Origin of the sequence: Ideonella flava, from assembly GCF_051857595.1 — a bacterium.
Taxonomy (GTDB): Bacteria; Pseudomonadota; Gammaproteobacteria; order Burkholderiales; family Burkholderiaceae_C; genus Ideonella.
Genome location: NZ_JBPZHD010000006.1, coordinates 428,231 through 451,161, shown reverse-complemented (window position 1 = coordinate 451,161; position 22,931 = coordinate 428,231). Strand labels below are relative to the sequence as shown.

Genomic DNA, 22,931 nt, shown 5'->3' with positions numbered 1-22,931 from the left:
GTGTAACTTTGTTTCACCTCCTCGAGCATGTCCTTCGATCTGGTTTTCTTCGGCGGCACCGGCGACCTGACCTGGCGAAAGCTGATGCCGGCGCTCTTCCAGGCCTTCCGCCACGGCAAGCTGCCGCCGGGCGGACGCATCCTGGCGGTGGCGCGCGACGAACGCAGCGACGACGACTACCGCGCCTTCATCCGCGATCGCTTCGCGGAAGTGGAGCAATCCAAGCGCCCGAGCGACGACGAGTTCGCGCGCTTCGCGGCCCTGCTTCACTACCGCCGCATGGATCTCTCGCAGCCCTCCGACTACGCCGGCCTGAAGGCCTGGCTGGACGAACGTTCGGCCGAGACCGCGGTGCTGTACCTGGCCACCAGCCCGCACCTGTTCCCGGTGATCTGCGAACAGCTCGGCGCGGCCGGCCTGAACGGCCCGCGCGTGCGGGTGGTGCTCGAGAAGCCCCTCGGCCATGACCTGGCGAGCGCCCAGGAGATCAACCGGGTGGTGCGTTCGGTGTTCAGCGAGCGCCAGGCCTTCCGCATCGACCACTACCTCGGCAAGCCGGCCGTGCAGAACGTGATGGCGCTGCGCTTCGCCAACGCCCTGTTCGAGCCGCTGTGGCGGCGCGAGAGCATCTCCAACATCCAGATCACCCTGGCCGAGTCGATCGGCGTGGGCACCCGAGGCGACTTCTACGATCGCACCGGCGCCCTGCGCGACATGATCCAGAACCACGCGCTGCAGCTGCTGACCATGATCGCCATGGAGCCGCCGTCGACCAACGATGCCGACGCGATCCGCGACGAGAAGCTCAAGGTGCTGAAGTCGCTCAAGCCTTTCACGCCGGCCAGCGTCGCCCGCGACGTGCTTCGCGGCCAGTACAAGGCCGGCACGGTCGACGGCCGGCCGGTACCCGGTTATCTGGACGAGACCAAGGTACCGCGCGGCAGCACGACCGAGACCTTCGTCGCCCTGCGCACCGAGGTGCAGAACTGGAGATGGGCCGGCGTGCCCTTCTTCCTGCGCACCGGCAAGCGCCTGGCCGCGCGCGATGCGCAGATCGTCGTCAATTTCCGCGAGGTGCCGCATCCGATCTTCCCCGGCACGACCCGCGCCAACAAGCTCGTGATCAAGCTGCAGCCGGAGGATGGATTGGAGCTGCATCTCCTGGCCGCCAAGGGCTCGGGCCAGGGCGACTCGCTGAGCCCGGTGTTCCTCGACCTCGATTTCGACAAGGCCTTCCCCAGCGAGCGCGTGGGCGCCTACGAGCGCCTGCTGCTGGATGCGATCGCCGGCCGCCTGAACCTGTTCGTGCGCAGCGATGAGCAGGAACAGGCCTGGCGCTGGGTCGAGCCCATCCTCGACAGCTGGGCCCAGGACTCGAGTGACCTCAAGACCTATGCCGCCGGCAGCTGGGGCCCTCCGGCCGCCAGCGCCTTGGTCGCGCGCGAAGGTTTCGCCTGGGCCGAGGAACAGTGATGTCGACCCCTCGCCCCATGAGTGGAAGGGTCGGTCTCCCGAGGGGACCGGGCCCGGCCCGGGAGCGGCCCTGCGCTGCGGCCCGAATCGTCTGCCTCCTCGCGGCCCGAAGGCCCTCCCATGCTTGACCGGATTCGCGCTTCCATCCCGGCCCTGCCTCCGGCCGAGCAGCGCGTGGCCAAGCTGGTCCTGTCGGATCCGCGCAGCTTCGCCTCGATGCCGGTCGGGGAGCTGGCGGAGCGATCGCACGTCAGCAAGCCCACGGTGGTGCGCTTCTGCCGTTCGGTGGGCTACGACGGCCTGGCGGACTTCAAGCTCAAGCTCGCCGGCACGGTGAACGAGGGCGTGCCCTTCGTCCACCGTTCGGTCGACGAGGACGACAAGCCCTCGGACATCATCGTCAAGGTGATCGACAACGCAGTCAGCGCGTTGCTCAAGTACCGCAATGACGCGGCGAGCCACGCCTTCGAGCGGGCCATGTCGGCCATGGTGGAGACAGCTCGACAGCAGGGCCGCGTCGAGTTCTACGGTGTAGGCAATTCCGGCATCGTGGCGCAGGATGCGCAACACAAGTTCTTCCGCCTGGACATCAATGCCGTGGCCCTGAGCGACGGCCATGTGCAGGTCATGAGCGCGACCATGCTCAAGCCGGTGGACTGCGCCGTCGTCATCAGCAACTCCGGCCGCAGCCAGGATCTGCTCGGCGTGGCCGAGATCGCGCTGAAGAAGGGCGCGACGCTGATCGTCATCACCGCCAGCGGGTCACCGCTGGCGCAGCTGGCGCAGGGGGCGGGCCAGGTGGTCCTGGCCGCCGACCACCCGGAGGACTACGACCGCTACAGCCCCATGGTTTCGCGGATGCTGCACCTCATGATCATCGACATCCTGACCACCGGCGTCGCGCTGCGCCTGGGCCAGGCCCTCAGGCCTGTGCTGCAGGAGATCAAGCGCAACCTGCGCACCCGGCGCTACGTGACCGCAGCAGGCTGAGCCGGCCGCTACCCACGCACGCGCCGACCATCAGTCCATGTGCAGCAGCTCGGCGACGCCGTAGAGCCTCGCCAGCTCCACCAGCCTGACCGGCGCGTTGCGAACCTCGAAGCCGCGCTGGCGTTCTTCGGCGAGGCGCCGGCATTGCAACAGCACGGCGAGGGACGCCGAGTCGATCTGGCTCAGGGCACCGGCGTCGACGGTGATCGTGGCCTCGTCCGCCTGCGCGATGGCGGGTTCGAGCGTGGCGAGCGCCGAGCGCGCATCGCGCAGCGTCAGCGCTGCCGGCAAGGTGAGGGTGGTCATCGTCGCGCCGTAGTCGAGCGGCCGTCAGCCCTTGGCTGCGGCCTTGTTCTTGTCGGCCAGCTTGTTGATCAGGCCGTCGATACCGACGGCACCGATCTCCTGGGCGAAGCTGTTCTTGTACTGCTCGACGAGCCACACGCCAAGCACGTTCACGTCGTAGATCTTCCAACCGCTGTCGCTCTTTTCCAGGCGGTAGTCCAGCTGGATCGGCTCGCCCTTGCCCTTGATCTCGGTGCGCACGACGACTTCGGTGTCGGTGGGCGCGGCGCGGTAGGGCTTAAGAGCCACACTCTGGTCGCGAACCTGCGTCAGCGCACCGGCATAGGTGCGAACCAGCAGGGTCTTGAACTCGGTCTGCAGCTTCTGCTGCTGTTCCGGCGTGGCGCTGCGCCAGTTGCGCCCGACGGCCATCGCGGTCATGCGCTGGAAGTTCACGTTGGGCATCACCTTGGTGTCCACCAGGGCGATGATCCTGGAGACGTCGCCCGACTGGATGGCCTTGTCGGCCTTGATCGAGTCGATGACCTCGGTCGACAGCTGCTTGATCAGGGCGTCGGGAGGCGTCACGTCGGCCCGGACAGCGAAGGGGCTGGCCAGCGCAGCGGCGGCCAGGGTGGCCAGGGCCAGGCGGCGGGTCAGGGCAAAGGCAATCATGCAGTCAATCCTTCCTTGGTCTGTGTGCGACGGCTGACATTCCACCGTCCCGGCAAACAACGCGCCAGCCCGATCGGCGGTTCACCCGGGCCGGTGACAAATTGCAGCGAGCACGCGCTCACTTGCCTATTTGGGCGGCGCGGGTTCGGGCTTCGCCGGCGGCTGATCTTCGTCTTCTTCTGCTTCCGGAGGGCTTCCGTCGTAGACCTGGCTTTGGCGCCGGGCCAGATAGGCATCGCGCAGGAAGCTGTACTTGTCCAGCGCGATGTCGTCGAGCACCCGACTGGCCCCGAGCAGGTTGGAGCGTGCATTGACCACCTGAAGGCCGGTCACACCCAGCACCGTCGCCGTCTTGTCGTCGATCAGCGAAGCGGGCGTGGCCTGCAGATCCAGGGGCAACGCTGCCGTGTCCCGCACGGTGGAAGGCCCGAGAACAGGCAACATCACGTAGGGACCGGCCGGGACACCCCACTTGCCGAGTGTCTGGCCGAAGTCCTCCGATTGCTTCTCCAGGCCGATTTCGCTGCCGATGTCGAGCAGACCGCCGAAGCCCAGCACGCTGTTGACGGCGAAGCGAAAACCCATTTGCAGGCCGCTCTCGACCTTGCCCTGGAGCAGGTGGTTGACCGCCGACCAGGCATCGGCGACGTTGCCGATGACATTGGTGACGAGGTTGCGAACGTACTCCGGCACCACGTCGTGGTAGGCCTGCGCTACCGGCTTCAGTACCGCGGCGTCGAGCGATTCGTTGAAGCCGAAGATCGAGCGGTTGAAGCTTTCGAACGGGTCGCTCTTCGAGACCGGCCGGGCCCCGCCGGAGCCCGCCGCCACTTCGCCGGCGGCGGACGCCGCAGACGCCGCCGGGGCTGCGTCACCCTCGGCCGCCAGCACCGGCGCCGTCAGCGCCAGAGCGAGCAGCAGCGCGGGCGCCGCTCTCACTTCTTTTCTCCGGCGGCCGGAGCCTCGTTGCTGGCGTCGGCAGCCTTGCTGAAAAGGAACTGGCCGATGAGGTTTTCCAGCACGACGGCGGACTGGGTCTGCTTGATGACGTCGCCGGCGACGAAGTTCTTGTCGTCCGCGCCGGGCTCGATGCCGATGTACTGGTCGCCCAGCAGCCCGGAGGTCAGGATCTTGGCCGAGGAGTCCTTGGGGAACTCGACGCCCGAATTGATGTTCAGCGTGACCACGCCCTGGTAGGTCTTGGGATCCAGCTTGATCGAAGTGACACGGCCGACCACCACGCCGGCGGAGCGCACCGGCGCGCGCGCCTTGAGGCCGCCGATGTTGTCGAAGCGGGCCTGCAGGGGGTAGGTGTCGCCATTGCTGAAGTTGCCGAGGTTGGCAGCCTTGAGGGCCACGAACACCAGGGCGGCGATGCCCAGCAGCACGAACAGGCCGACCAGGGTTTCGATGCTCTTCTTTGCCATATCCGAATCTTTCCTCGTCCTTCCCTAACGCGCCGAGAACATCAACGCCGTGAGGATGAAATCCATGCCCAGCACCGACAGCGACGAGATCACCACCGTGCGGGTCGTCGCGTAGGCCACGCCTTCCGGTGTCGCCTCGGTCGTGTAGCCCTGGTACAGAGCGACGGCGGTGCAGATGACGCCGAACACCGAACTCTTGACCACGCCGTTGCCCACATCGCGCCAGACATCCACCCCGTTCTGCTGGATGGACCAGAAGTTGCCGGGGTCGATGCCGATCAGCGCCACCGCCACCACCCAGGCGCCGATGATGCCGACGGCCGAAAACATGATGGCCAGCAGCGGCATGGAAATGATGCCGGCGATGAAGCGCGGGGCCAGCACGCGCTGGCGCGGGTCGATCGCCATCAGCTCCAGCGCCGCGACCTGCTCGCCGGCCTTCATCAGGCCGATCTCGGCCGTCAGCGAGGTGCCGGCGCGGCCGGCGAAGAGCAGCGCGGTGACCACCGGACCCAGCTCTCTGACCAGCGAAAGATTCACGATGAGGCCCAGCGACTCGGTGGCGCCGTAGGTGACCAGCGCGTAGTACATCTGCAGCGCCAGCACGAAGCCCACGGCCAGGCCGGAGGCCAGGATGATCAGCAGCGACAGGTTGCCGATCGCATGGATCTGATCCACCACGAGCCCGAAGCGGCGCATGGCGGCCGGCAGGGCCTTGACCACGTCGGCGAAGAACAAGCCGGCACGCCCCCACCCTCGAAGACTGCGAAGCGCCCAGGCGCCAATCCTCGCCAGGAAATTCATGCCGCCACCCCCAGGCCGAAGTCCTCGGCGATGGGGCGCGCGGGGTAGTGGAATTTCACGGGTCCGTCGGGCTCGCCTCGAACGAACTGGCGCACCTCGGGCTCGGTGCTGTTCATCAGCTCTTCGGGAGTGCCTTGCGCGACGATGCGCCCGCCGGTGGCCATCAGGACCACCCAGTCGCTGATCGCCATGCACTCGGGCACGTCGTGCGATATCACGAGCGAGGTCGCACCGGTCACGTCATTCAGGGTGCGGATGAGCTTGGCGGCCACGCCCATGGAGATGAGGTCCAGGCCGGCGAAGGGCTCGTCGTACATGATCAGCTCGGGGTCCAGCACGATGGCCCGCGCCAGCGCCACGCGGCGTGCCATGCCCCCTGAGACTTCGCTGATGCGCAGGTTCGCCGCGCCGCGCAGGCCGACCGCGTTCAGCTTCATCAGCACGATGTCGTGGATCAGCACCTCGGGCAGGTCGGTCATTTCCCTCAGCGGGAACGCCACGTTGTCGTAGACCGAAAGATCGGTGAACAAGGCGCCGAACTGGAACAGCATGCCCAGGCGGCGGCGCAGGCGGTAGAGCTGCTCGCGATCCTGGACGTTGACGACCTCGCCGTCGAAGACCACACGGCCCGAGTTGGGGCGGTGGACACCTCCGATCAGGCGCAGCAAGGTGGTCTTGCCGCAGCCAGAGCCGCCGAGGACGGCCGTGACCTTGCCGCGCATGAAGCGCAGGCTCACATCGTTCAGGATCGTCCGGCTGGCGTCATATCCAAACGTGACGTGGTCGATCTCAATGAATGGGTCGCTCATCTCTGGCAGGGATTTCCCGCAGATTCTCGCATGCGGTCTCGAATAGGCCGTTGCATGGCCAGGACTTTGCGCGTCTGCACAACGGCCCTTCGTGTGGCAACGGCCACAGCGAAGTGCCAGGCTCAGCCGCCGGGACCGAAATCCAGCGACACCACCTTGTCGGAGGCCACGTCTTCGCCATCGCGGCGTGCGGGCACATGCGGCGTGGCCAGCAGGATCTCGACCAGGCGCTGCACGAAGGCGGCGTCGCCAGGGTCGGATTCGAGCACGTCGACCGGGCCGACGCGGCCGTTCGCGTCGATGTGCAGGCGCAGGCGGATCGCCGCCGTGGGTGCCGGCAGCTCCGCCAGCGGCGCCAGGTCCGGAGCGGTGATCGGCAGCGCCGGCCGATCCGGCTGGCGTATCACCGGCGCGGATACCGGCTCCGCGGTCGGTGGCGGCAGGGGCATCGGGCGGCCCGTGTCAGTGGCCGGCTGTTGCACCGCCTGGGGCGAGGTGCCCGCGCCATCGCGCTCGCTGATCAGCATCACCTGCAGCGGCGGGGGCTCCACCGCTGGCGGCTCCCGCACCGGCACGCCGAGGCCCCAGCCCGCGGCGATCAGCAACCCGTGCAAGCCGACTGTGGCGGCCAGCATGAGCTGGCGCCACGTCGCTGTCGGGCGGGGTTCAATCCACCGTGGAGAGTTCACGCCAGCTGAGGAACTTGAACTTGGAGATGGCGTTGTCCACCTTGTTGGTGGTGACTGTTGCCGTCCCTTTGGTCACCCCGCCGCGGGTGAGCGACATGCTGCCGTCGGGGTCCTTGGTGAACAGCAGGTCGGTGGTGGTGTCGGTGCTGCTGATGTATTCGCTCACGTTGCCGCCCGAATCCACGAACGCGCTCTTGCCCGTCGCGAAGCGCACTGCGAAGGTCCGGCTCGACCCCCCCGGCGAGCAGGCGTCGCCGTCAGGCAGGTTGGCCGAGAAGCCCACCAGGCCCAGCGCCACGTCGCCCTCCACGTTCACCCTCTCGGCGATGCCGGTGCTGCCGCTGGACAGGTCGTAGTACCAGCCCATGGCGGAGGCCTCCTTGCCCAGCTCCGACTTGAAGCTGGTCACCGCGGTCAGGTCGCTGCGTGAGATGGGGAACTTGTAGGGCGAAGGCAGCGTCTTGTCGGTGAAGAAGCCACCCGTGTCGCCCGTGCCGTCGACGATGGCATAGAAGGCCTGCAGGGTCGTGCTGTTGATGTCGCTGTCCGACAGCTGCTGGCCGGTGCCGACCATCACGTAGCGCTTCTTGGTCGTCGGGTCGACGCCCAGCAGCGGCGGGGTGGTCGTCGGCAGCAGATCGCCGCTGGCGTTGGTGAGGGTGGCAATCTTCGTCGGCGCGGCGTAGGTGTCGCTGCCGGTGAGGTCGAAGCGCCAGAGATTGCCCCGCAAGTCGGCGGCGTAGACCGAATCTGCGGTGTAGTCGTCGTAGTCGTTGATGAAGGCGCGGATGTGGGCCAGGTTGATCGGCGACGAAGTGTCGCCGCTCGGCGTCGCGATCGCCTGCAGCAAGGCACCCGTGCCGGGGTTGACGATGAAGATGTAGCCCTTGCCGTCGCTGTTGTTGTAGCCGGACGGAAGGATCACGACCCAGCCGTACTTGGCCGTCTTCACCACGTGCGCGTCACCGAAGGTGTAGCCCATGCGCGAATCGGTGAACTCCCACAGCACCTTGCCGGCAACGGCGGATTCGCTCGTCCAGGTGGAAGGGTCGGTGACGTCGATGGCGTAGTAGCCCTTGCCGCCCTTGCCCATCCCGCCGATCAGCAGCGTGCGCCAGTTCGTGTTGTTCGATGTCGAGCCCGCCGCATTGGCCAGGTCGACGTCGAACTGCTTGGGCGTCGCGTTGACGAAGTAGTGGTGCGAATAGCTCGGGTTGCCGAGCGAGGCCAGGCCGTAGGTGCCGAAGTAGCGGTCGGACGTGGCCGAGTTGTCCCCGTAGGTGAAGCTCGGGATGTAGGCGAAGCGCTCCGTGCCCTTGGTCGTGCTGGTGAGCGAGCCGTCGAAGGCATGCATCATCCCGTCGTTCGCGCCGACGTAGACGATGGTGTCGCGCTTGGCGTAGCTGCCCTTGAAGCCGCTGTAGCCCGGGTTGTACTTGTCGAAGTAAGGGAAGCTCGGCGCCGCGACGATCTCGACCTTGGAGTCCACGATGTCGCCCAGCAGGAAGCTGCGCTTGCGATAGACGCCGCCGCTGCCCACTTCCTTGGTGGTGTCACCGCGGAGGTACGACACGAAATTGGCAGCCGACTGGCCGGTGGCAGCCACGCCGGGCACGCTCGCGAAGGACGTGTAGTTGGTGCGCGTGTTCAGGGTGGCTCCGCTCAGCGCGCTGCTCGTGAAGGGCAGCGCCGCACCGGCCGAGGTGCAGCAGGTGACGATCTTGCGGTCGCTCGGCTTCGTGTCCTGCAGGATGGTCTGTGCGTCCCAGATGTCCGTGCTGGTGGTGGTTCCGTCGGAATTGGCCACCAGCTTCGACGCGATCACCTTGCCGGTCCAGTTCGCCGGGTCGTAGCTGGCGCTGTAGTTCGCCATCCCGGCGGACGAGGTCTTGCGCGTGAGCGGGCTGAAGGCCGTCGTTGTCGTGGCGCTCGACTCCTTGGCGATCTTGGCGAAGGCCTTGGTCAGGCCATCCTTCATCAACTCGGGCCGGTTGCCGGGGAAGTAGTTGTCGGGCCGCTTGTCGCTGCCCTTCGACGAGTTCTGGCCTGCCACGTCGGTGGAATAGTTCAGACCGATCTTGCCGACCGCCAGGGTATCGGTGGAGGTGTACCAGGTCGATTCATCCAGCGTGCCGGTGCCATTGCCGCTGGCGTACGGAGAAAAGCCCGTCGGCACGTCGAAACCACCGTACTTGGCGGCCAGCCAGTACTGGTTCTTGTGCTGGAAGACCTGGTTCTCGAGCACGTCCATCCAGTAGGTGTTGACCGTCTGCTCGCCGGCCAGATCGCTGCGGATGTCCTTGGTATGCGAGTCGTAGGCCAGCCCGGCGACGTAGTACGAATGGCATTGGCTGCCGGAGTTGGCGCAGGTGGTGCCGTTCGAGTCACCGTAATAGTTGGCCAGGTTGCTGATGCCCTCGAGTGCGCCCACCATGTTGGTGGCCGTGGCGACGTTGACCGAAGTGTCGGCCGTGACCTCGCTCGGCAATGCCGGCTCGAGGCCGCTGCGAATGGTGCTGCCGTTCAGGTTGGCGTCACGGTGCGTGTTGACGTCGCCGATGCCCAGCACGAAGTTCTTCTGGCAGGTGTAGAGCAGCGGGTCGTCCCAGCTCGTGATCATCGGGAACCCGTCGAGCCAGCGTTGCGCGGTGGCGCTGCTGCCGGCATTCGACAGCCGCGTGTACGAGCTGACATTGCCCAGGTTCTTGAAGTACCGCAGGGCCGCGTAGTACATCTCGCTGACCGGGTCCTTTTCCTTGTAGCTCTGGGAGAAGTACCCGAACTTGTTCAGGTAGTTCATCACGCCACTGTTGTCCACGGACACGGTCCATCCGGCGCTCGCTGCCGTACTGACGGTGTCCTTGGCATCGGCGGTGTCCGGGTTCACCACCATGATGCCGGTGGTGCTGTCCCATTCGGTCGCGCCGTTGGTCACCGCTGCAGAGCCGGGAACGGGCTTGGTGGGGCCGATGTACTTCATCCGGGCCCGCATCACGCCGCCGTCGCGCTGCTGGCTCGTGTCGCCGTTGTGGTTCAGGTAGCCGAAGGTCGAGAAGCGCAGCTTAGAAGCGTAGGCCTGCATGAGGCCCTCGGGCTTGTAGCCGCCGGTGTAGGACGTGCAGTTGTCCTCCACACCTACCGTCGTGTCGCAGACCTTGACATTGACGTAGACCTCGTACGTCGTGGCCGGGTCTGCATAGTCGCTGCTGTTCTTCTTGACGTACGAGTTCTGGCCGTTGTACGCCACGATCTTGGCATCGGACTGGGCCGAACCCGAGGTGAACGTCGTGTCCGTTCCCGCGATCCACATCCGCGTGCCGAGAAAGCGCACCCGCGTCGTGGCGCCGGTGGTCCAATTGTCCGACGTGAACGGCGTCGCACCGGCCAGGGACGAGCTCGACAGCGTCCTCTCCGGCATCACCCCGCTGTTCTGTGCCGCGTAGGTCTTGGTCAAGACCGTGTTGTTGACGAGATCCACGCTCCGGTAGCCGCCCGTCAACACCCACCGGAAGGCATCCAGCGTCTGCATGGACGACCAGTTCATGTAGTTGCCGCTCCACAGCTGCACCGAGGAGCTGCTGGAACAGGTATGCGAGCTCGCCTTCCCGTAGGGCGTGAAGTAGCTCTTGGACGGCGTGGTCGAGTCGTAGACGTACCGGTAGCACTTGTTCGGATCGAAGTACCCGTAGAACGTGCTCGTCGCGGCGTACGCCGTCGTGCTGGGATAGGCCGGCGTCGTCGCCGTCGGCCATTCCACCGACAGCGCCAGGATCAGGTTGCCCGGCACCGAGATGGACGAAAACAGCGGCGAGTCCGCCAGGGTGACGGCGTTGGCCACCAGGGCCACCCCGGCCAGCGTGGCCGCCACCGCAGCGTGCCGGAATCGTTTCACAAGCGAGAAGGTCGGGTTCATCGATCGTTCTTGGAAGAGGCAGGGGCGGGCGGACGCGTCAGCGCGCCACGGTGGACTGGAAGAAGGCCTGGGTGCCGCGCGGGCCGTCGACCCGCACCGAGATCCGGTAGACGACCAGGTTGATCGAGCGGAAGGACGTGTCGGCCTTCTGCGAGTTGCTGTCCTGGCCGTTGTTCTGGACCACCACGTCGGTCTTGCTGCAGCTGGCAGCGTCGGTGGTGCCTGTGGCGAGACAGAGGCGGTCGATCACGTAGCGCGCCTTGACCCCCGAGGTGGCGTTGGCCTCGGAGCTGTCGGCATCGACGATGTTGACCGTGTAGCCGGCCGCCTTGAAGTCCGAATCGCTCTTCAGCAGGACCTTCGGGATGCCGTTGTCGTTGGCCTCGAGTTGAACCGCCGAGTAGTTGGACGAGGCCAGGCTGGTCAGGCGCGTCGTCGCGGCCGACAAGGCACCGGACTTCAGCGAGGTGATGGCCATCGACATGGCCCGCTCGCCCTGGTTCTTCAGGTCGCGGCGAAAGCCGATCTGGCCGGCCAGCGCGCTGGAGGTGTCCGACGAGCGCATGAGCGCCACGCCGCCCAGCAGCAGCACGGCCAGCGCGATCAGCGTGACCACCATGATGATGCCGCCTTGGCCGCGGCGGGATGAGCGTGAAATCGAGCGCATGCGGCGTCAGTCCTTCATCACCGTGTTGTTGCGCAGCACGAGCGTGGATTCCATGGTCCGGTAGCGATAGCGCAGTTCATCGCCCTTGAGGTCACGCGTATACGTCAGCGTCTCGCCCAGGTCCTCGAAGAGGTTCAGCGCTCCAGGGGTCGAGGTGTCCTCGGCGCTCTTCTCGGGCAAGGGGGTGCGCAGGATCAGGCCGATGCGTACGGCCTTGATGCGCTTGATCAGCGTCTGCGCCGCGGTCGTGCCGGCCATCAGCTTGGCCACCGCGTAGTCGCCGCCGTCCGCGCCGGTCACCCATTGGTCCACTTTGCCGTCCGCATCCTTGTCGACGCCGTACAGCGCGTGCATCTCGAACACGTTGTCGGCCCGCGCCTGCAGAGCTGAATCGGAGCCGGCGAGCTGAAGCAGGTCGTAGCTGTAGAGCGTGTTGTTGTCGCCCACGCCGAGCACCAGGAACTGAGGCGCGTTGGTGGTGGCCGAGCCCATCGGGAGCAGCACGCCGCTGTCGTGCTTGAAGCTCTCGGCGACCGATGTGCCGTCGACGGTCGCGGCGTAGAAGTCGCCTCCCAGCGTCAGCGTCGTGGCGGCGCCTTTGTCGCTCTTGAAGCTGCTCGAGACCTGGGTCAGCAGGCAGGTGCTGCCGACGGACTTGTCCGCCATCATCAGCAGGTCGCCCGCCGAGAAGGCCAGCGTGTTGTTCAGCGACAGGCTGTCCGACGAAGGATCGGCCGTCATCGACAGGCCCGCGCCGCCCATGCTCGACGCCCCAGCCATGATCACCAGCACGTCCGATGCCCTGCCGCTCTCGCCCGGTGTCGTCTTGCCCGGCAGGATCATCACCGGCATCAGCGGGAAGTTGCCTTCGCCGTCAGGGTCGACCGATGCGAAGGGCGCCGGCAGCGCCTCGGTGCGCGGCAGCGTCTGCTCGTTCTTCCGCATCGCGCGCAGCAGGCAGCCGTAGGCACTCTTGTCGACCACCGCGGTTCCGGAGAATCCGCTGCCCGCGCTGCGCACCCACTGGTCGAGCTGGTACAGCGAGAGGTTGCCGGCCTGCTCGAGGTCGTTCAGGCCCGTGGTGACCCGCTTGCGGCTTTCTGCCGTAGCGAGCACTCCGAAGACCGCCAGGGTGAGGACCATGCCGACGGCCAGGGCCACCATCAGCTCGACCAGACTGAAGCCGCGCTGGCTCGTGCGCGGCAGGTCATGAAGGGGGGACTGCATGCTCATTCCGTGTCGGGCGGCATCGCGAATTCGGTGATGTAGGTGCTCGTCACGTTGTCCCGCACCGGCGAGGTCCAGGTGATGGTGATCAGCACGCTGCCGGCGGCGTCATCCAGCTCGGTGATGACTCCCTTGCCATCGAGCAGGCCGGAGACCGTCGTGTCGGCCAGCCGGTCTCCCCAGGCCTGCACCACGTCCTCGCTGAGCGAGGTATCGCGGGCCTGCCACATCTGGGCGATCAGTTCGTTGGCCATCAGGGCAGCACGGCTGCGCTCGGAGGCATCGACGGACGTTCGCGTGGACATCGCCTGCAGTCCGGCCATGCCGAGGATGCCGACCGAGAAGACGAGCAGCGAGACGAGAACCTCGATCAAGGTGAAGCCGCGCGCCCGAGTCCGTGCAGGACGGCTCGACGCGCGGCGCGGGCGCAGGGTGCTCATGAGGCAGTCGACGGGCAACCGTCGGGTTGGGATTCGGAGAAGGTCTTCTCGGCGTCGCACAGCCGGACCTTGCCGCCCAGGTTGACCAGCACCTTGAGGGTGCGACCACTGATGCGGCTGAAACTGACGGCGGTGTTGTCGCTCTTGTCGCAGTCGACCGACAGGCCGTTGGCAGTGCCACTGAGCCCGGTCTGCTGGCCCAGGGCGTTGAAGCAGATCAGGCTGATGTCGCCGCCCACCGTCACGTCACCCGACGAGGCCTCGCCGCCGCCACGCACGAAGAGGCTGCCCTCGTCGTCGTCCGTCGTCGATCGCTCGAGCAGCCGGACCACCCACCTCTTTCCGTTCTTGTTCGGCTTGGCGTCGATCGATGGCGTGCTGTCGGTCAGCATCACGACCGCCGTGCGGCTGCGCTTGACCGCCTCCGCCTGAGCCAGCCGCACCGCGTTCTGGAAGGACTCGGCGGCCGTGCGCACACGCGCGTCCGACACCCAGCTCTGCAGGGCCGGCACGGCCACCAGCAGCAGCAGGGCGACGATGGTGATGGCGATGACCAGCTCGATCAGCGAGAAGCCTCGCTGGCCTTCCCGGGTCCTGGTCAGCATGTGCCACCCGGCTTGGTGATCCAGCAACCGGACTTCGCGGTGCCCCAGTCCGATGGCAGCCCGGTGGTCGCCATGGTGCCGCTGGCATTGATCGTGTACTCGAAATCAGACAACCCGCCCTGCCCCTTGGCCACGACGGTGTAGGCCGAGCTGCCCACGTCGGTGCAGCTGAACTTGAACTCCGTGGTGTCGTAGTTGCCGGCCGTCGAACAGGCGCTGGTCTTGCCTTCGTACGTCCGGTTGTCCTGGTAGAACTGCTCCATCTTGGCCCGCAGGAACGTCAGCTTGTTCGTTCCGTCGACGATCTTTCCGCGCAGCACGTAGTTGCGGTACGACGGCAGCGCGACGGCGGCCAGGATGCCGATGATCGCCACGACGATCATCATCTCGATCAGGGTGAAGCCGGCCGAGCGGTGGTTTCTGTTGGATTTCAAGCGATACCTCTAACGAACGAAGTCAGTGCCGGTCGGACTGGCGACGCGCAGTCTCGAAGGCTAAGGTTTCCGCGCCGCAACCCGTGTGTGTCATGGCGGACACACGGGACGTTGGGCGGATGAGCGGCACGGTCCTGGCGACGAACGGAGTCCGTGTCATCAGGGTGCAACGTGGTGTTCCCGCACGGCACAATCGATCAGGACTCCAGGACGTCTCGCGCCCCCGATGGAAGATCCCGAATACCGATTTGCAGACTGCTTGCTGGATGCCGCGCGACGCGAGCTCTGGCGAGCCGATGTTCGACAGCCCATAGAGCCCAAGCCCTTCGACCTGCTGCACTACCTGCTGCGCCACCGAAGCCGGGTGGTGAGCCACGATGAACTGCTGGCCGCACTGTGGCCTGGCCAGCGAGTGAAGGCCGGAACGCTGTCGCGTGCCGTCATGCTGGCGCGCCGCGCCGTCGGCGAAGTGGCCGGCTCCATGATCCAGACCTCGTCGCGCATCGGCTACCGCTTCGTGGGCCAGGTGGCGACTGCAGGCGAAGGCCGCCCGTTGCCGCTCGCCCTGCTTCCGTTCGACAACCAGACAGGCGATCGCCAGCTCGACTGGGTGGAGTTGGGATTGATGTCGCTGGTGGCGCGCGCGCTCGCGATGCAGCCGCACCTCGAAGTCGCTTCGACGGCCAACGTACTGTCGGCCCTCGAGAGCCTGCCGCCCGAAGCGCCGGCACGCGAACGCGCCGATGCCTTGCGTCGCCTGCTCGGTGTGCGACGCGTGGTGGCCGTCAGCGTGACCGGCCAGGCTTCGACCTTGTCCCTGCGCGCTCGATGGATCGGCGCGGACGATGCGGAGCGCGCCGAGGGCGGCTTCGTGACGGGCATCAGTGCCCGGCCCACGGAGCTGGCCACCGGCCTGGCCCGCCAACTGGCCGATGCCTTGCTGCCCGGACTGCGTCGCAGCGCCATGGGCGATGAACCGGGCGACCCGCTGATCGACGAAGCCATGGCCCGTGCGCTGCAGGCAGCCGCGGAACAACGCTGGCCGGCTGCGGTGAACCTCATGCGCATGGTGCTCGATGCGGCCCCGGACAACGAGACGCTGCAGCTCGAGCTGCTGCGCTGCCAGTCCGCGCTGGGAGAACCTTCGGCACAGGCGGCGGGCCAGGCCCTGCTGCAGCGCGCCGTCGCCAGGGGCGACCGCCGGCAGCAGGCCCGCGTGGAACAGGCCCTGGGCCGTCTCGCCCTCAACCAGGGCGCCTACGTCGAAGCCGGAGTTCATCTCGCTCGCGCGCTGGAGCTGGCCGACTCCCAGGAGCCGACCGCCTGGATGATCCAGACCTTGCTGTGGCAGTCGGCAGCCGCTCTCAGCCGGGGCGCCTGGGCCGAGGGCGAGGCGCCGCTCGATCGGGTGCGGCAGCTCTGCGAAGCCAGCGGCAACCGCATCGATGCCCTGGCCTGCCTCACGCACCGCGCGCTCATTGCCGCGAACCGGGGCGACCTGGCGCAGTCGATGGCGCTGTCGCGTGAGGTCATGCAGCGCAGCCGCGAACTGCGCCTGCATCGCTACTTCGTCGACGCGGCCAACAACCTGGCGGAGGACTACGCCGCCTTCGGGCGTCTGCATGAATCCGCCGACGCGTCGGAGCAGAGCATCGCCGCAGCCGCTTCGCTGCCCGACCACTATCACCTGGCCGCGGCCTGCACGCCGCTCGGATTGACCTGCTTCCACCTGCGCCGGGCCGACGCTTCCGATCGCCTGCTCGCGCGCCTGACCGGGCTCGGGCATGGTTCCGACCCGGAAGGCGACGAGATCGAACTGCTCTCGGTGCAGGCCTACAACGCCGCGGTCCATGGCAACGCGACCCGTGCGGCCAGGCTTCTCGAAGCGGCACGACACCGCTCGATCGAACGCGGCGAGCAACCGACACAGGCCGAGCTGTTGCCGTGGTGGCTCCTGTTCGCCATCCGCGCCGGCCAGCTCGATGAAGCGGAGTCCGTCCTGGCCGAGCAAGACCCTCGAGACGCAGCGGCGTCGCTGAAGGCAGGACTGGCGTATGCGCGCGCCACGTTGCTGCATGCCCAGGCAAGGCACGAAGCCGCCCGGCAGGACCTGGCCCGACTGATCGGTCAGGACGTGGCGCCGTGGTCCGCCCTGGCCGGCATCGACGCGGCTTGGCTCGACATCGAGGCGGGGGACCTGGAACGGGCCCGCCGACGGCTCGATGGCCTGGGCGCGTGGCACGACGAGCATCCGGTCGCCCAGGCCGTCGAGGCGCGCTGGCACGCCGCGCGGGGCGATATGAGAGCCGCGCAAATGTTCCAACGCCGGTTCGACGCGGTGGCGACCGCCCCCGCCGCCCGGGCACTCAGCGAGTTCGGGCGATGCTACGAGGCCGCCGCCGATGGCAGGGCGCTGGTCGTGCCGCCGGCGCCCTGGCTGCCGACCCTGTGGTGAAGACCTTTTCACCGCTCGCTTCCTAGGCGGCGCCGACCGGCGCGCGGACGCAGACATGGCAGGCCTGCGAGGCCCGGGCTTGCGCGAGCGCCGTCTCGGCGGCCTCGCGCATGGCCTTCGCACCACAGCGCGTACCCTGCACTCTCGAAGCGGCTCCGGTCGTCGCCGTCAGGCGCACCATGCGGCCATCGAAGCTGGTGACCTGCGCCGCGATCCGCCGCCGCAGGGCCTCGGCCAGCGACTGGCCCATGCTGGCGTTGGTACTGGGCAGCAGCAGACCGAAGCGGGGCCCCTCCAGGCGGAAGGCCTGCGCCGGCACGCGGCCCAGGCCGTCCTGCACGATCACGGCGACCTGCCGCAGGCAATCCTCGGCACGCGACGGACCGTGCCGCAGCACGAGGCGTTCGAAGCCGTCGAGTTCGAGGATGACCACCGACAGCGCGGACAGCGGCGCCGACTCGCACAGGGCCGACAGCGTCTGCTCGAAGTCCGCGGCATCGCCGAGCCGAGCCGGCTGCTCCTGGACCATGAGCGTCAGCGCCGACCGCGCCAGGCTCATGACGCACTCCATGAGGACTGCACTGCGAGGGCCCGCGCCTGGCGGGGCGCGCGGCCGTAGCGCTGGCGGAAGACCCGGCTGAAGTGCGATGGGTCGTTGAAGCCCCACTGCAAGGCGAGGTCGATGATGCGCCCCTGCCATTCCGGTCGCGCGAGCGTGTCGCGGCATCTCTCCAGCCGCCGGTCGCGGATCCATTGCGCCACCTTCAGGCCTTCGCGCTCGAACAGCAGGTGCAGGCTGCGCACCGACATCCCGTGCGCCGCGGCCAGGGACTGCGGCGTGAGGTCCGGATCCCCGAGGTGGGCATCCGCATGCGCCAGCACGCGGGCCAGCATGGGATGCGGGGCGGGAGCACCAGAGGCCAGACGCCGGCCGTCCACCCAGCGGTTCAACAGGGCCTGGGCCATGTCGACGACGATCGCCCCGTGCTGCTCGTCCATGTCGGGCAGTCGCCGGCCCAGGCCATCGAAGAATCCCGCCAGCATGGGACCGATGGGGCTGTCGTGGCAGATCCGGATGCAGGGCGCATCCTCGTCCGGATGAACGAGATGGGCCCACCGCCGCGGCGGAAGCGCCATCGACAGCAGGTGCAACTGACCGGTGACGTGAAGCGTGACTGAACGCTCGTCCGGCCAGATCGCGAGATCGCCGGCGGTCAAGGTCTGGCGCCGACGGCCGCTGGTGGCCAGGGCCGAGCCGTCCACCACATAGCTCAACCACAGGGCGCCATCGAGGCCGGCGGGTCGGCGGGCCGAGCAAGGCCCGAGCCGCATGGAGTCGACAGGGACGCCGTCCAGTGGCCGCACCGCATACTCACGCAGAGGCGGTTCGTCTGTCCTGGCGCGCAAACGCCAGCCCCCCGGGTGCGCCACGGGCATGGCGTCGGGCGGATCGGCGGCGAGATCTAGTTCAACTTCAAATGGACGCATGTCATTGACAAGGCTGTCATCATCACGTGTCCCGAAGACTAGGGGGGTGCTGAACACCCGTCATGATCGATTTCTGATGGAGTGCTGACGCCGGCCGAGTGCGCCGCCCCCGAACGGCAATAGTCAACGGATCGCACGTTCAGGACCCACCCCGACACAGATGCAAGACAAGGAATTCAGGTTCGAGGACTGGGAGCTGTGCCCCGGCCGGCGCGTGCTGGCTCGTGCGGGCCAGCCGGTCGCGCTCGAACCGCGCGTGTTCGACCTGCTGGCTTGGCTGGTACGCCACCACGACCGCGTCGTCACCAAGGAGGAACTGCTGGACGAGGTCTGGCCCGACGAGCCGGTGTCGGTGGGCGTCATCGCGCGCGCCGTGATGAAGGCGCGCCGGGCCCTGGGCGACGACGACCGCGACGGCAGGCTGGTGCGGACCGTGCCGCGCGTCGGCTACCGGTTCGTCGCCCCGGTGTCTGTCGTGCCCACGGCGATGCCGGGCCGGCGCGCGCAGACCGCGACCCCGTCCGTCGCGCTGCTGCCCTTCGAGAACCGGACCGGACGCCCGGAGTTCGACTGGGTCGAACTCGGGCTGCTGACACTGACCGTCAAGGCCCTTGCCGGCGATCCTCGCCTGGTGGTGGCGCCGGTCAGCTCGGTGCTCATGGCATTGAACGCCCTGCCGGCAGGCGCCGACGGGCCGGCGCGAGCGCAGGCGCTGCGACCCATGCTGGCGGTGCAGCGGGTCGTCCAGGGCATCGTCCTCGCCGAGGGCGTCGACTTCGCGCTCGACGTGACGGTGCACGGGGAAGACAGCAGCCGCCGCCATCGCCTGCAGGGCGCGGATCTGCCCTCGCTCGGGCGGGCCACGGCGGACTTGCTGGAGCATCTGCTGCTCGACCAGCGCGCGAGAAGCCTGCCGGCGGCCTATCCGGTGGCCGATCCCTTCGCGTCGCGCGCCCTGATGCGCGGCCTGCAGATGGCAGCCGAGCAGCGCTGGCGCGAGGCCGCCAACCTCTTCCGCGTGGTATTGGATGCGGAGCCGCAGGCGCGGGAAATCGAACTCGAGTATCTGCGGGCGTTGGCGCCGATGGGCGACGAGCGTGCGCTCGCGGTGGGTGACCGTCTCCTGGCCGATGCCCTGGCGGCAGCCGACTTCGCACGGGCCGCCGAGATCCGCCAGGCGCTGGGACGCACCTGGCTCAACAAGGGCCTGCTCGAGCCTGCCCGCGAGCAGCTCGACGCCGCCATCCGCCTGACGGCCGAGGCCGAACCGTCGGAGTCACAGACCCTGACGCTCCTGCTGCGCTCCACCCTTGCCATCCGTCAGCGCGACTTCGACCTGGCCCGGCAACTGCTGTTGCAGGCGCGGCAGTGCAGCGAGCGGCACGGCAATCTCCACCAGGGCCTTTGGGCGGAGGTGAGCCTGGCCAGTGTGCGTGCGCGCACGGGAGACCTGGAAGGCGGCTACGAGGCGATCCGCCTGGCCGCGCGTCAGTCGGACGGCGATCGGCTTCGCCGCGACCTGGCCTCCACCATCGACCTGGAAGGCCGGATGGCACTGCAGCTCGGCCGGCTGGACGAAGCCGGCGAATGTGCCGCCTCGGCGCTGCGTTCGGCCGACGAAATGAATGCGCTCGGCGTGCTGAGCTCGGCCGCAGAGACGCTTTGCCTGCTGGGCCGCCTGACGGGCGAGCCGGCACGCGGAGCGCAAGCCATCGCCGCACTCGCCCGCCGTGGCCTCAGCGGCCAGCCCGGCGCCGAAGCCAGCGCCAACATGGCCAGAGCCCATCAGGCATGGGCCGAGGGCCGGCTGCCCGAAGCCATGCTCACGATGGCTGAAGCGGTGTCGCGACACGAGCGCGCCGGAGCCTGGCTGCACGCACACGACACTGCTCCGTGGCTCGCGGCGCTGTATATGGACGCTGGCGAGCACGCCGCCGCCGCAGAAACCTTGACACGAATCGTTTCGTTCCCGGCGGCGCACCAGGACGCCGAGCTGCAGAGCGCGTTGACATGGCTTCGCGCGCGCCGCGCGGCGGCCGAGGGCTCGTCCGACACCGCGCTGGCCCTGCTGCGCGACGCGGCCGAAAGCGCGCCGGCGAGCGTGTGGCGTGCGCTGGTCATGGCGGACCTGGCACAGGCCCTGTTCGAAGGCCGCCAGTTCGCGTTGGCGGCCGGCGTGCTGCAAAGGCTGGGGGCGTGGGCGGAGGCCTTGCCCCCCTGCCGCGGGCTGGCTGCGGAGCTGGGTGTGGAAACTCACCCCCGCTTGCGCTGATCGTCAAGCCGGCTTGCGCCCACGTGCGAGACGCCTGGACGCTTGATCCGTAGTCTGAGGGTTCCTATGTTGTTCAGTGCCGGCCGCTCGCGCGGTACGGCCGCGTGCCCTGATGGAACTCTCCGAACCGCTGGTCCAGGACGAAGTCCGTTCCTGCCTGTCCTTCGATGCCGGCATGTCCTTGCGGCAACGGCGAATCCTCCGCGTGGCGTTGCGCCTGTTCGCCGAGAACGAGTACGCCGGAGTGTCCCTGCGGGACATCGCGAGCGAAGCCGGCGTGAGCCTCACGCTCATCGACCACCACTTCGGCGCCAAGCACGCACTGTTCGCCGCCGTGGTGCGAAGCTGGTGCCCCGTCTTCGGCCATGCAGCGCTGGAGATCAGGCATGCCCTGGCCCAGGCCCGCGTCGGCGATGCGCGAGAGCTCCTCACGATGGTGCTGAGTCCGGTCGAGACCCTGCTGGCCGATCCGGATGGCCCGCCGGTGCTGCGGCTGTGGGCCCGGCACCGCCACGGCACCGAGCTCGCCATCAGCGGCCCCATGGGGCTGGCCATCGAGCCGTTCCGCTCGATGATCGAGCGCGCTCTCGAACGAATCTATCCGGACAGCGCAGCGAACGATCGCGCCTGGGCGGTGGCTTTCGCCATCGCCGCGATCCTGGAGTTCGCCGTGGCCGAGCTCCCGGGAAGCGACCCGGCCCTGCCCGCCGGAACGCCGTCGGCCGGCCGGGGCCACCTGATGCGCCACATCGCCGCCGGCTGGCAGGCCAGCCTCGGCGGCTGACCCGCCATCCCCGCCCTCAGCGGGGCAGGCTGGTCGAGCCCATGAGGAACTCGTCCACCGCGCGGGCCGCCTGCCGGCCCTCGCGGATGGCCCAGACGACAAGCGACTGGCCGCGGCGCATGTCACCGGCGGCGAAGACCTTGTCCACGTTGGTCCGGTAGCCGGTGGCCGCATCGGTGCCGGCCTTGGCGTTGCCCCGCGCATCCAGCTCGACGCCGAAGCCCTGCACCACGGTGGCCACCGGGCTGACGAAGCCCATGGCCAGCAGCGCGAGATCGGCCTTGAGCACCTGCTCGCTGCCGGGGACCTCGTTCATCTTGCCGTTCTTCCACTCCACGCGGACGGTCTTCAAGCCGGTGAGCTTGCCCTTCTCGCCGACGAACTCCTTCGTCGCGATGGCGAACTCGCGCTGGCAGCCCTCCTCGTGGCTGGAGGAGGTGCGCAGCTTGTAGGGCCAGTACGGCCAGGTCAGCGGCTTGTCCTCCTGCTCCGGCGGCATCGGCATCAGCTCGAACTGCGTCACGCTGGCCGCGCCGTGGCGGTTGCTGGTGCCCACACAGTCGCTGCCGGTGTCGCCTCCGCCGATCACGATGACGTGCTTGCCGTCCGCGCGCAGCTGACCCTTGAGCTTGTCGCCCGCATTGACCTTGTTCTGCTGCGGCAGGAACTCCATGGCGAAGTGCACGCCATCGAGATCGCGGCCCGGCACCGGCAGGTCTCGGCTGGCCTCGGCCCCGCCGGCGAGCAGAACCGCATCGAACTGAGCCTTCAGTTCATCGGGCGTGACGGTCGACTTGGCCCAGTTCGTGACCTTCGAGCCCTTGGGCAACTCGCCGACCATGACGCCGGTGCGGAACACGACGCCCTCGGCCTCCATCTGGGCGACGCGGCGGTCGATGTGCGACTTCTCCATCTTGAAGTCCGGGATGCCGTAGCGCAGCAGGCCGCCGACGCGATCGTTCTTCTCGAACACCGTCACCGCATGGCCCGCACGCGCCAGCTGCTGCGCTGCCGCCAGGCCGGCCGGGCCCGAGCCGACGACGGCGACCTTCCTGCCGGTCTTGACGGCTGGTGGCTGCGGCACGACGAAGCCCTCTTCCCAGGCGCGGTCGATGATGGCGTGCTCGATCGACTTGATGCCGACCGGGTCGTCGTTCACGTTCAGCGTGCACGCGGCCTCGCACGGTGCGGGGCAGATGCGGCCGGTGAACTCGGGGAAGTTGTTGGTGCTGTGCAGCACCGTGATCGCGTTCTTCCAGTCGCCCCGGTAGACCAGGTCGTTGAAATCCGGGATCACGTTGTTGACCGGGCAGCCGCTGTTGCAGAACGGCGTGCCGCAGTCCATGCAGCGGGCGCCCTGCACCTTGGCCTGGTCGGCCGCCAGGCCGATGACGAATTCCTTGTAGTGCTTCAGTCGCTGCGGGACGGGCGCGTAGCCCTCTTCGATGCGCTCGTACTCGAGGAAGCCGGTGACTTTTCCCATGGTTCTCGTGC

General features: G+C 67.9%; 21 protein-coding genes. 5 read left to right on the top strand and 16 right to left on the bottom strand.

Features of this window, described 5'->3' with window-relative positions; all coding sequences use genetic code 11:
• Positions 1-27 precede the first annotated feature (27 nt).
• The gene (gene zwf / locus ACS5PM_RS15770; protein WP_439388602.1) at positions 28-1,473 is read left to right on the top strand and encodes a glucose-6-phosphate dehydrogenase; all 1,446 of its coding nucleotides are present in this window, start codon (positions 28-30) and stop codon (positions 1,471-1,473) included.
• Between the two features lie 120 nt (positions 1,474-1,593).
• Positions 1,594-2,463, top strand: coding sequence for a MurR/RpiR family transcriptional regulator (locus tag ACS5PM_RS15765; RefSeq protein ID WP_439388601.1), 870 nt, complete (start codon positions 1,594-1,596; stop codon positions 2,461-2,463).
• 30 nt (positions 2,464-2,493) lie between these two features.
• On the opposite strand, the gene ACS5PM_RS15760 is transcribed toward ACS5PM_RS15765, so the two are convergent.
• From ACS5PM_RS15760 to ACS5PM_RS15700, 13 genes are all read right to left on the bottom strand, one after another.
• The gene (locus ACS5PM_RS15760) at positions 2,494-2,769 is read right to left on the bottom strand and encodes an STAS domain-containing protein (protein ID WP_439388600.1); all 276 of its coding nucleotides are present in this window, start codon (positions 2,767-2,769) and stop codon (positions 2,494-2,496) included.
• A 24-nt stretch (positions 2,770-2,793) separates the two neighbouring features.
• The gene (locus ACS5PM_RS15755; protein WP_439388599.1) at positions 2,794-3,423 is read right to left on the bottom strand and encodes an MlaC/ttg2D family ABC transporter substrate-binding protein; all 630 of its coding nucleotides are present in this window, start codon (positions 3,421-3,423) and stop codon (positions 2,794-2,796) included.
• A 126-nt stretch (positions 3,424-3,549) separates the two neighbouring features.
• Positions 3,550-4,362 (bottom strand): MlaA family lipoprotein, encoded by an 813-nt coding sequence (locus tag ACS5PM_RS15750; RefSeq protein WP_439388598.1) that lies wholly within the window; start codon positions 4,360-4,362, stop codon positions 3,550-3,552.
• The gene (gene mlaD, locus ACS5PM_RS15745; RefSeq protein WP_439388597.1) at positions 4,359-4,850 is read right to left on the bottom strand and encodes an outer membrane lipid asymmetry maintenance protein MlaD; all 492 of its coding nucleotides are present in this window, start codon (positions 4,848-4,850) and stop codon (positions 4,359-4,361) included. The genes ACS5PM_RS15750 and mlaD overlap by 4 nt, the downstream gene beginning before the upstream one ends.
• A gap of 24 nt (positions 4,851-4,874) precedes the next feature.
• Positions 4,875-5,654, bottom strand: coding sequence for a lipid asymmetry maintenance ABC transporter permease subunit MlaE (gene mlaE / locus ACS5PM_RS15740; RefSeq protein WP_439388596.1), 780 nt, complete (start codon positions 5,652-5,654; stop codon positions 4,875-4,877).
• Positions 5,651-6,472, bottom strand: a complete 822-nt coding sequence (locus tag ACS5PM_RS15735) for an ABC transporter ATP-binding protein (RefSeq protein WP_439388627.1) — start codon at positions 6,470-6,472, stop codon at positions 5,651-5,653. Before ACS5PM_RS15735 ends, mlaE begins: the two co-directional genes overlap by 4 nt.
• A gap of 113 nt (positions 6,473-6,585) precedes the next feature.
• Positions 6,586-7,098 (bottom strand): hypothetical protein, encoded by a 513-nt coding sequence (locus ACS5PM_RS15730; protein ID WP_439388595.1) that lies wholly within the window; start codon positions 7,096-7,098, stop codon positions 6,586-6,588.
• 31 nt (positions 7,099-7,129) lie between these two features.
• Positions 7,130-11,065 (bottom strand): pilus assembly protein, encoded by a 3,936-nt coding sequence (locus tag ACS5PM_RS15725; RefSeq protein ID WP_439388594.1) that lies wholly within the window; start codon positions 11,063-11,065, stop codon positions 7,130-7,132.
• Positions 11,066-11,102: 37 nt separating this feature from the next.
• Positions 11,103-11,732, bottom strand: a complete 630-nt coding sequence (locus ACS5PM_RS15720) for a pilus assembly PilX family protein (RefSeq protein WP_439388593.1) — start codon at positions 11,730-11,732, stop codon at positions 11,103-11,105.
• Between the two features lie 6 nt (positions 11,733-11,738).
• Positions 11,739-12,959 (bottom strand): PilW family protein, encoded by a 1,221-nt coding sequence (locus ACS5PM_RS15715; RefSeq protein ID WP_439388592.1) that lies wholly within the window; start codon positions 12,957-12,959, stop codon positions 11,739-11,741.
• Positions 12,960-12,961: 2 nt separating this feature from the next.
• Entirely contained in the window at positions 12,962-13,399 is a 438-nt protein-coding gene (gene pilV, locus ACS5PM_RS15710; RefSeq protein WP_439388591.1) for a type IV pilus modification protein PilV, read from the bottom strand.
• Positions 13,396-14,004 (bottom strand): GspH/FimT family pseudopilin, encoded by a 609-nt coding sequence (locus ACS5PM_RS15705; protein ID WP_439388590.1) that lies wholly within the window; start codon positions 14,002-14,004, stop codon positions 13,396-13,398. Before ACS5PM_RS15705 ends, pilV begins: the two co-directional genes overlap by 4 nt.
• Positions 13,998-14,438 (bottom strand): type IV pilin protein, encoded by a 441-nt coding sequence (locus ACS5PM_RS15700; protein ID WP_439388589.1) that lies wholly within the window; start codon positions 14,436-14,438, stop codon positions 13,998-14,000. The genes ACS5PM_RS15705 and ACS5PM_RS15700 overlap by 7 nt, the downstream gene beginning before the upstream one ends.
• Positions 14,439-14,664: 226 nt before the next feature.
• Between ACS5PM_RS15700 and ACS5PM_RS15695 the strand changes: the two genes are divergently transcribed.
• The gene (locus ACS5PM_RS15695; protein WP_439388588.1) at positions 14,665-16,893 is read left to right on the top strand and encodes a winged helix-turn-helix domain-containing protein; all 2,229 of its coding nucleotides are present in this window, start codon (positions 14,665-14,667) and stop codon (positions 16,891-16,893) included.
• 22 nt (positions 16,894-16,915) lie between these two features.
• On the opposite strand, the gene ACS5PM_RS15690 is transcribed toward ACS5PM_RS15695, so the two are convergent.
• Together ACS5PM_RS15690 and ACS5PM_RS15685 are read right to left on the bottom strand one after the other, a co-directional pair.
• Complete coding sequence (locus ACS5PM_RS15690; protein ID WP_439388587.1) at positions 16,916-17,452, bottom strand: GGDEF domain-containing protein; 537 nt, start codon at positions 17,450-17,452, stop codon at positions 16,916-16,918.
• The gene (locus tag ACS5PM_RS15685) at positions 17,449-18,258 is read right to left on the bottom strand and encodes a helix-turn-helix domain-containing protein (protein WP_439388586.1); all 810 of its coding nucleotides are present in this window, start codon (positions 18,256-18,258) and stop codon (positions 17,449-17,451) included. Before ACS5PM_RS15685 ends, ACS5PM_RS15690 begins: the two co-directional genes overlap by 4 nt.
• 283 nt (positions 18,259-18,541) lie before the next feature.
• On the opposite strand from ACS5PM_RS15685, the gene ACS5PM_RS15680 reads away from it, so the two are divergent.
• Both ACS5PM_RS15680 and ACS5PM_RS15675 read left to right on the top strand, forming a co-directional pair.
• The gene (locus ACS5PM_RS15680) at positions 18,542-20,653 is read left to right on the top strand and encodes a winged helix-turn-helix domain-containing protein (RefSeq protein WP_439388585.1); all 2,112 of its coding nucleotides are present in this window, start codon (positions 18,542-18,544) and stop codon (positions 20,651-20,653) included.
• Between the two features lie 112 nt (positions 20,654-20,765).
• Positions 20,766-21,437: a TetR/AcrR family transcriptional regulator gene (locus tag ACS5PM_RS15675; protein WP_439388584.1), complete on the top strand. Its 672-nt coding sequence runs from the start codon at positions 20,766-20,768 to the stop codon at positions 21,435-21,437.
• A 16-nt stretch (positions 21,438-21,453) separates the two neighbouring features.
• On the opposite strand, the gene ACS5PM_RS15670 is transcribed toward ACS5PM_RS15675, so the two are convergent.
• Positions 21,454-22,920 carry a glutamate synthase subunit beta gene (locus ACS5PM_RS15670; RefSeq protein ID WP_439388583.1) on the bottom strand — a complete coding sequence of 489 codons (1,467 nt, stop codon included), beginning with the start codon at positions 22,918-22,920 and terminating at the stop codon, positions 21,454-21,456.
• Positions 22,921-22,931 lie beyond the last annotated feature (11 nt).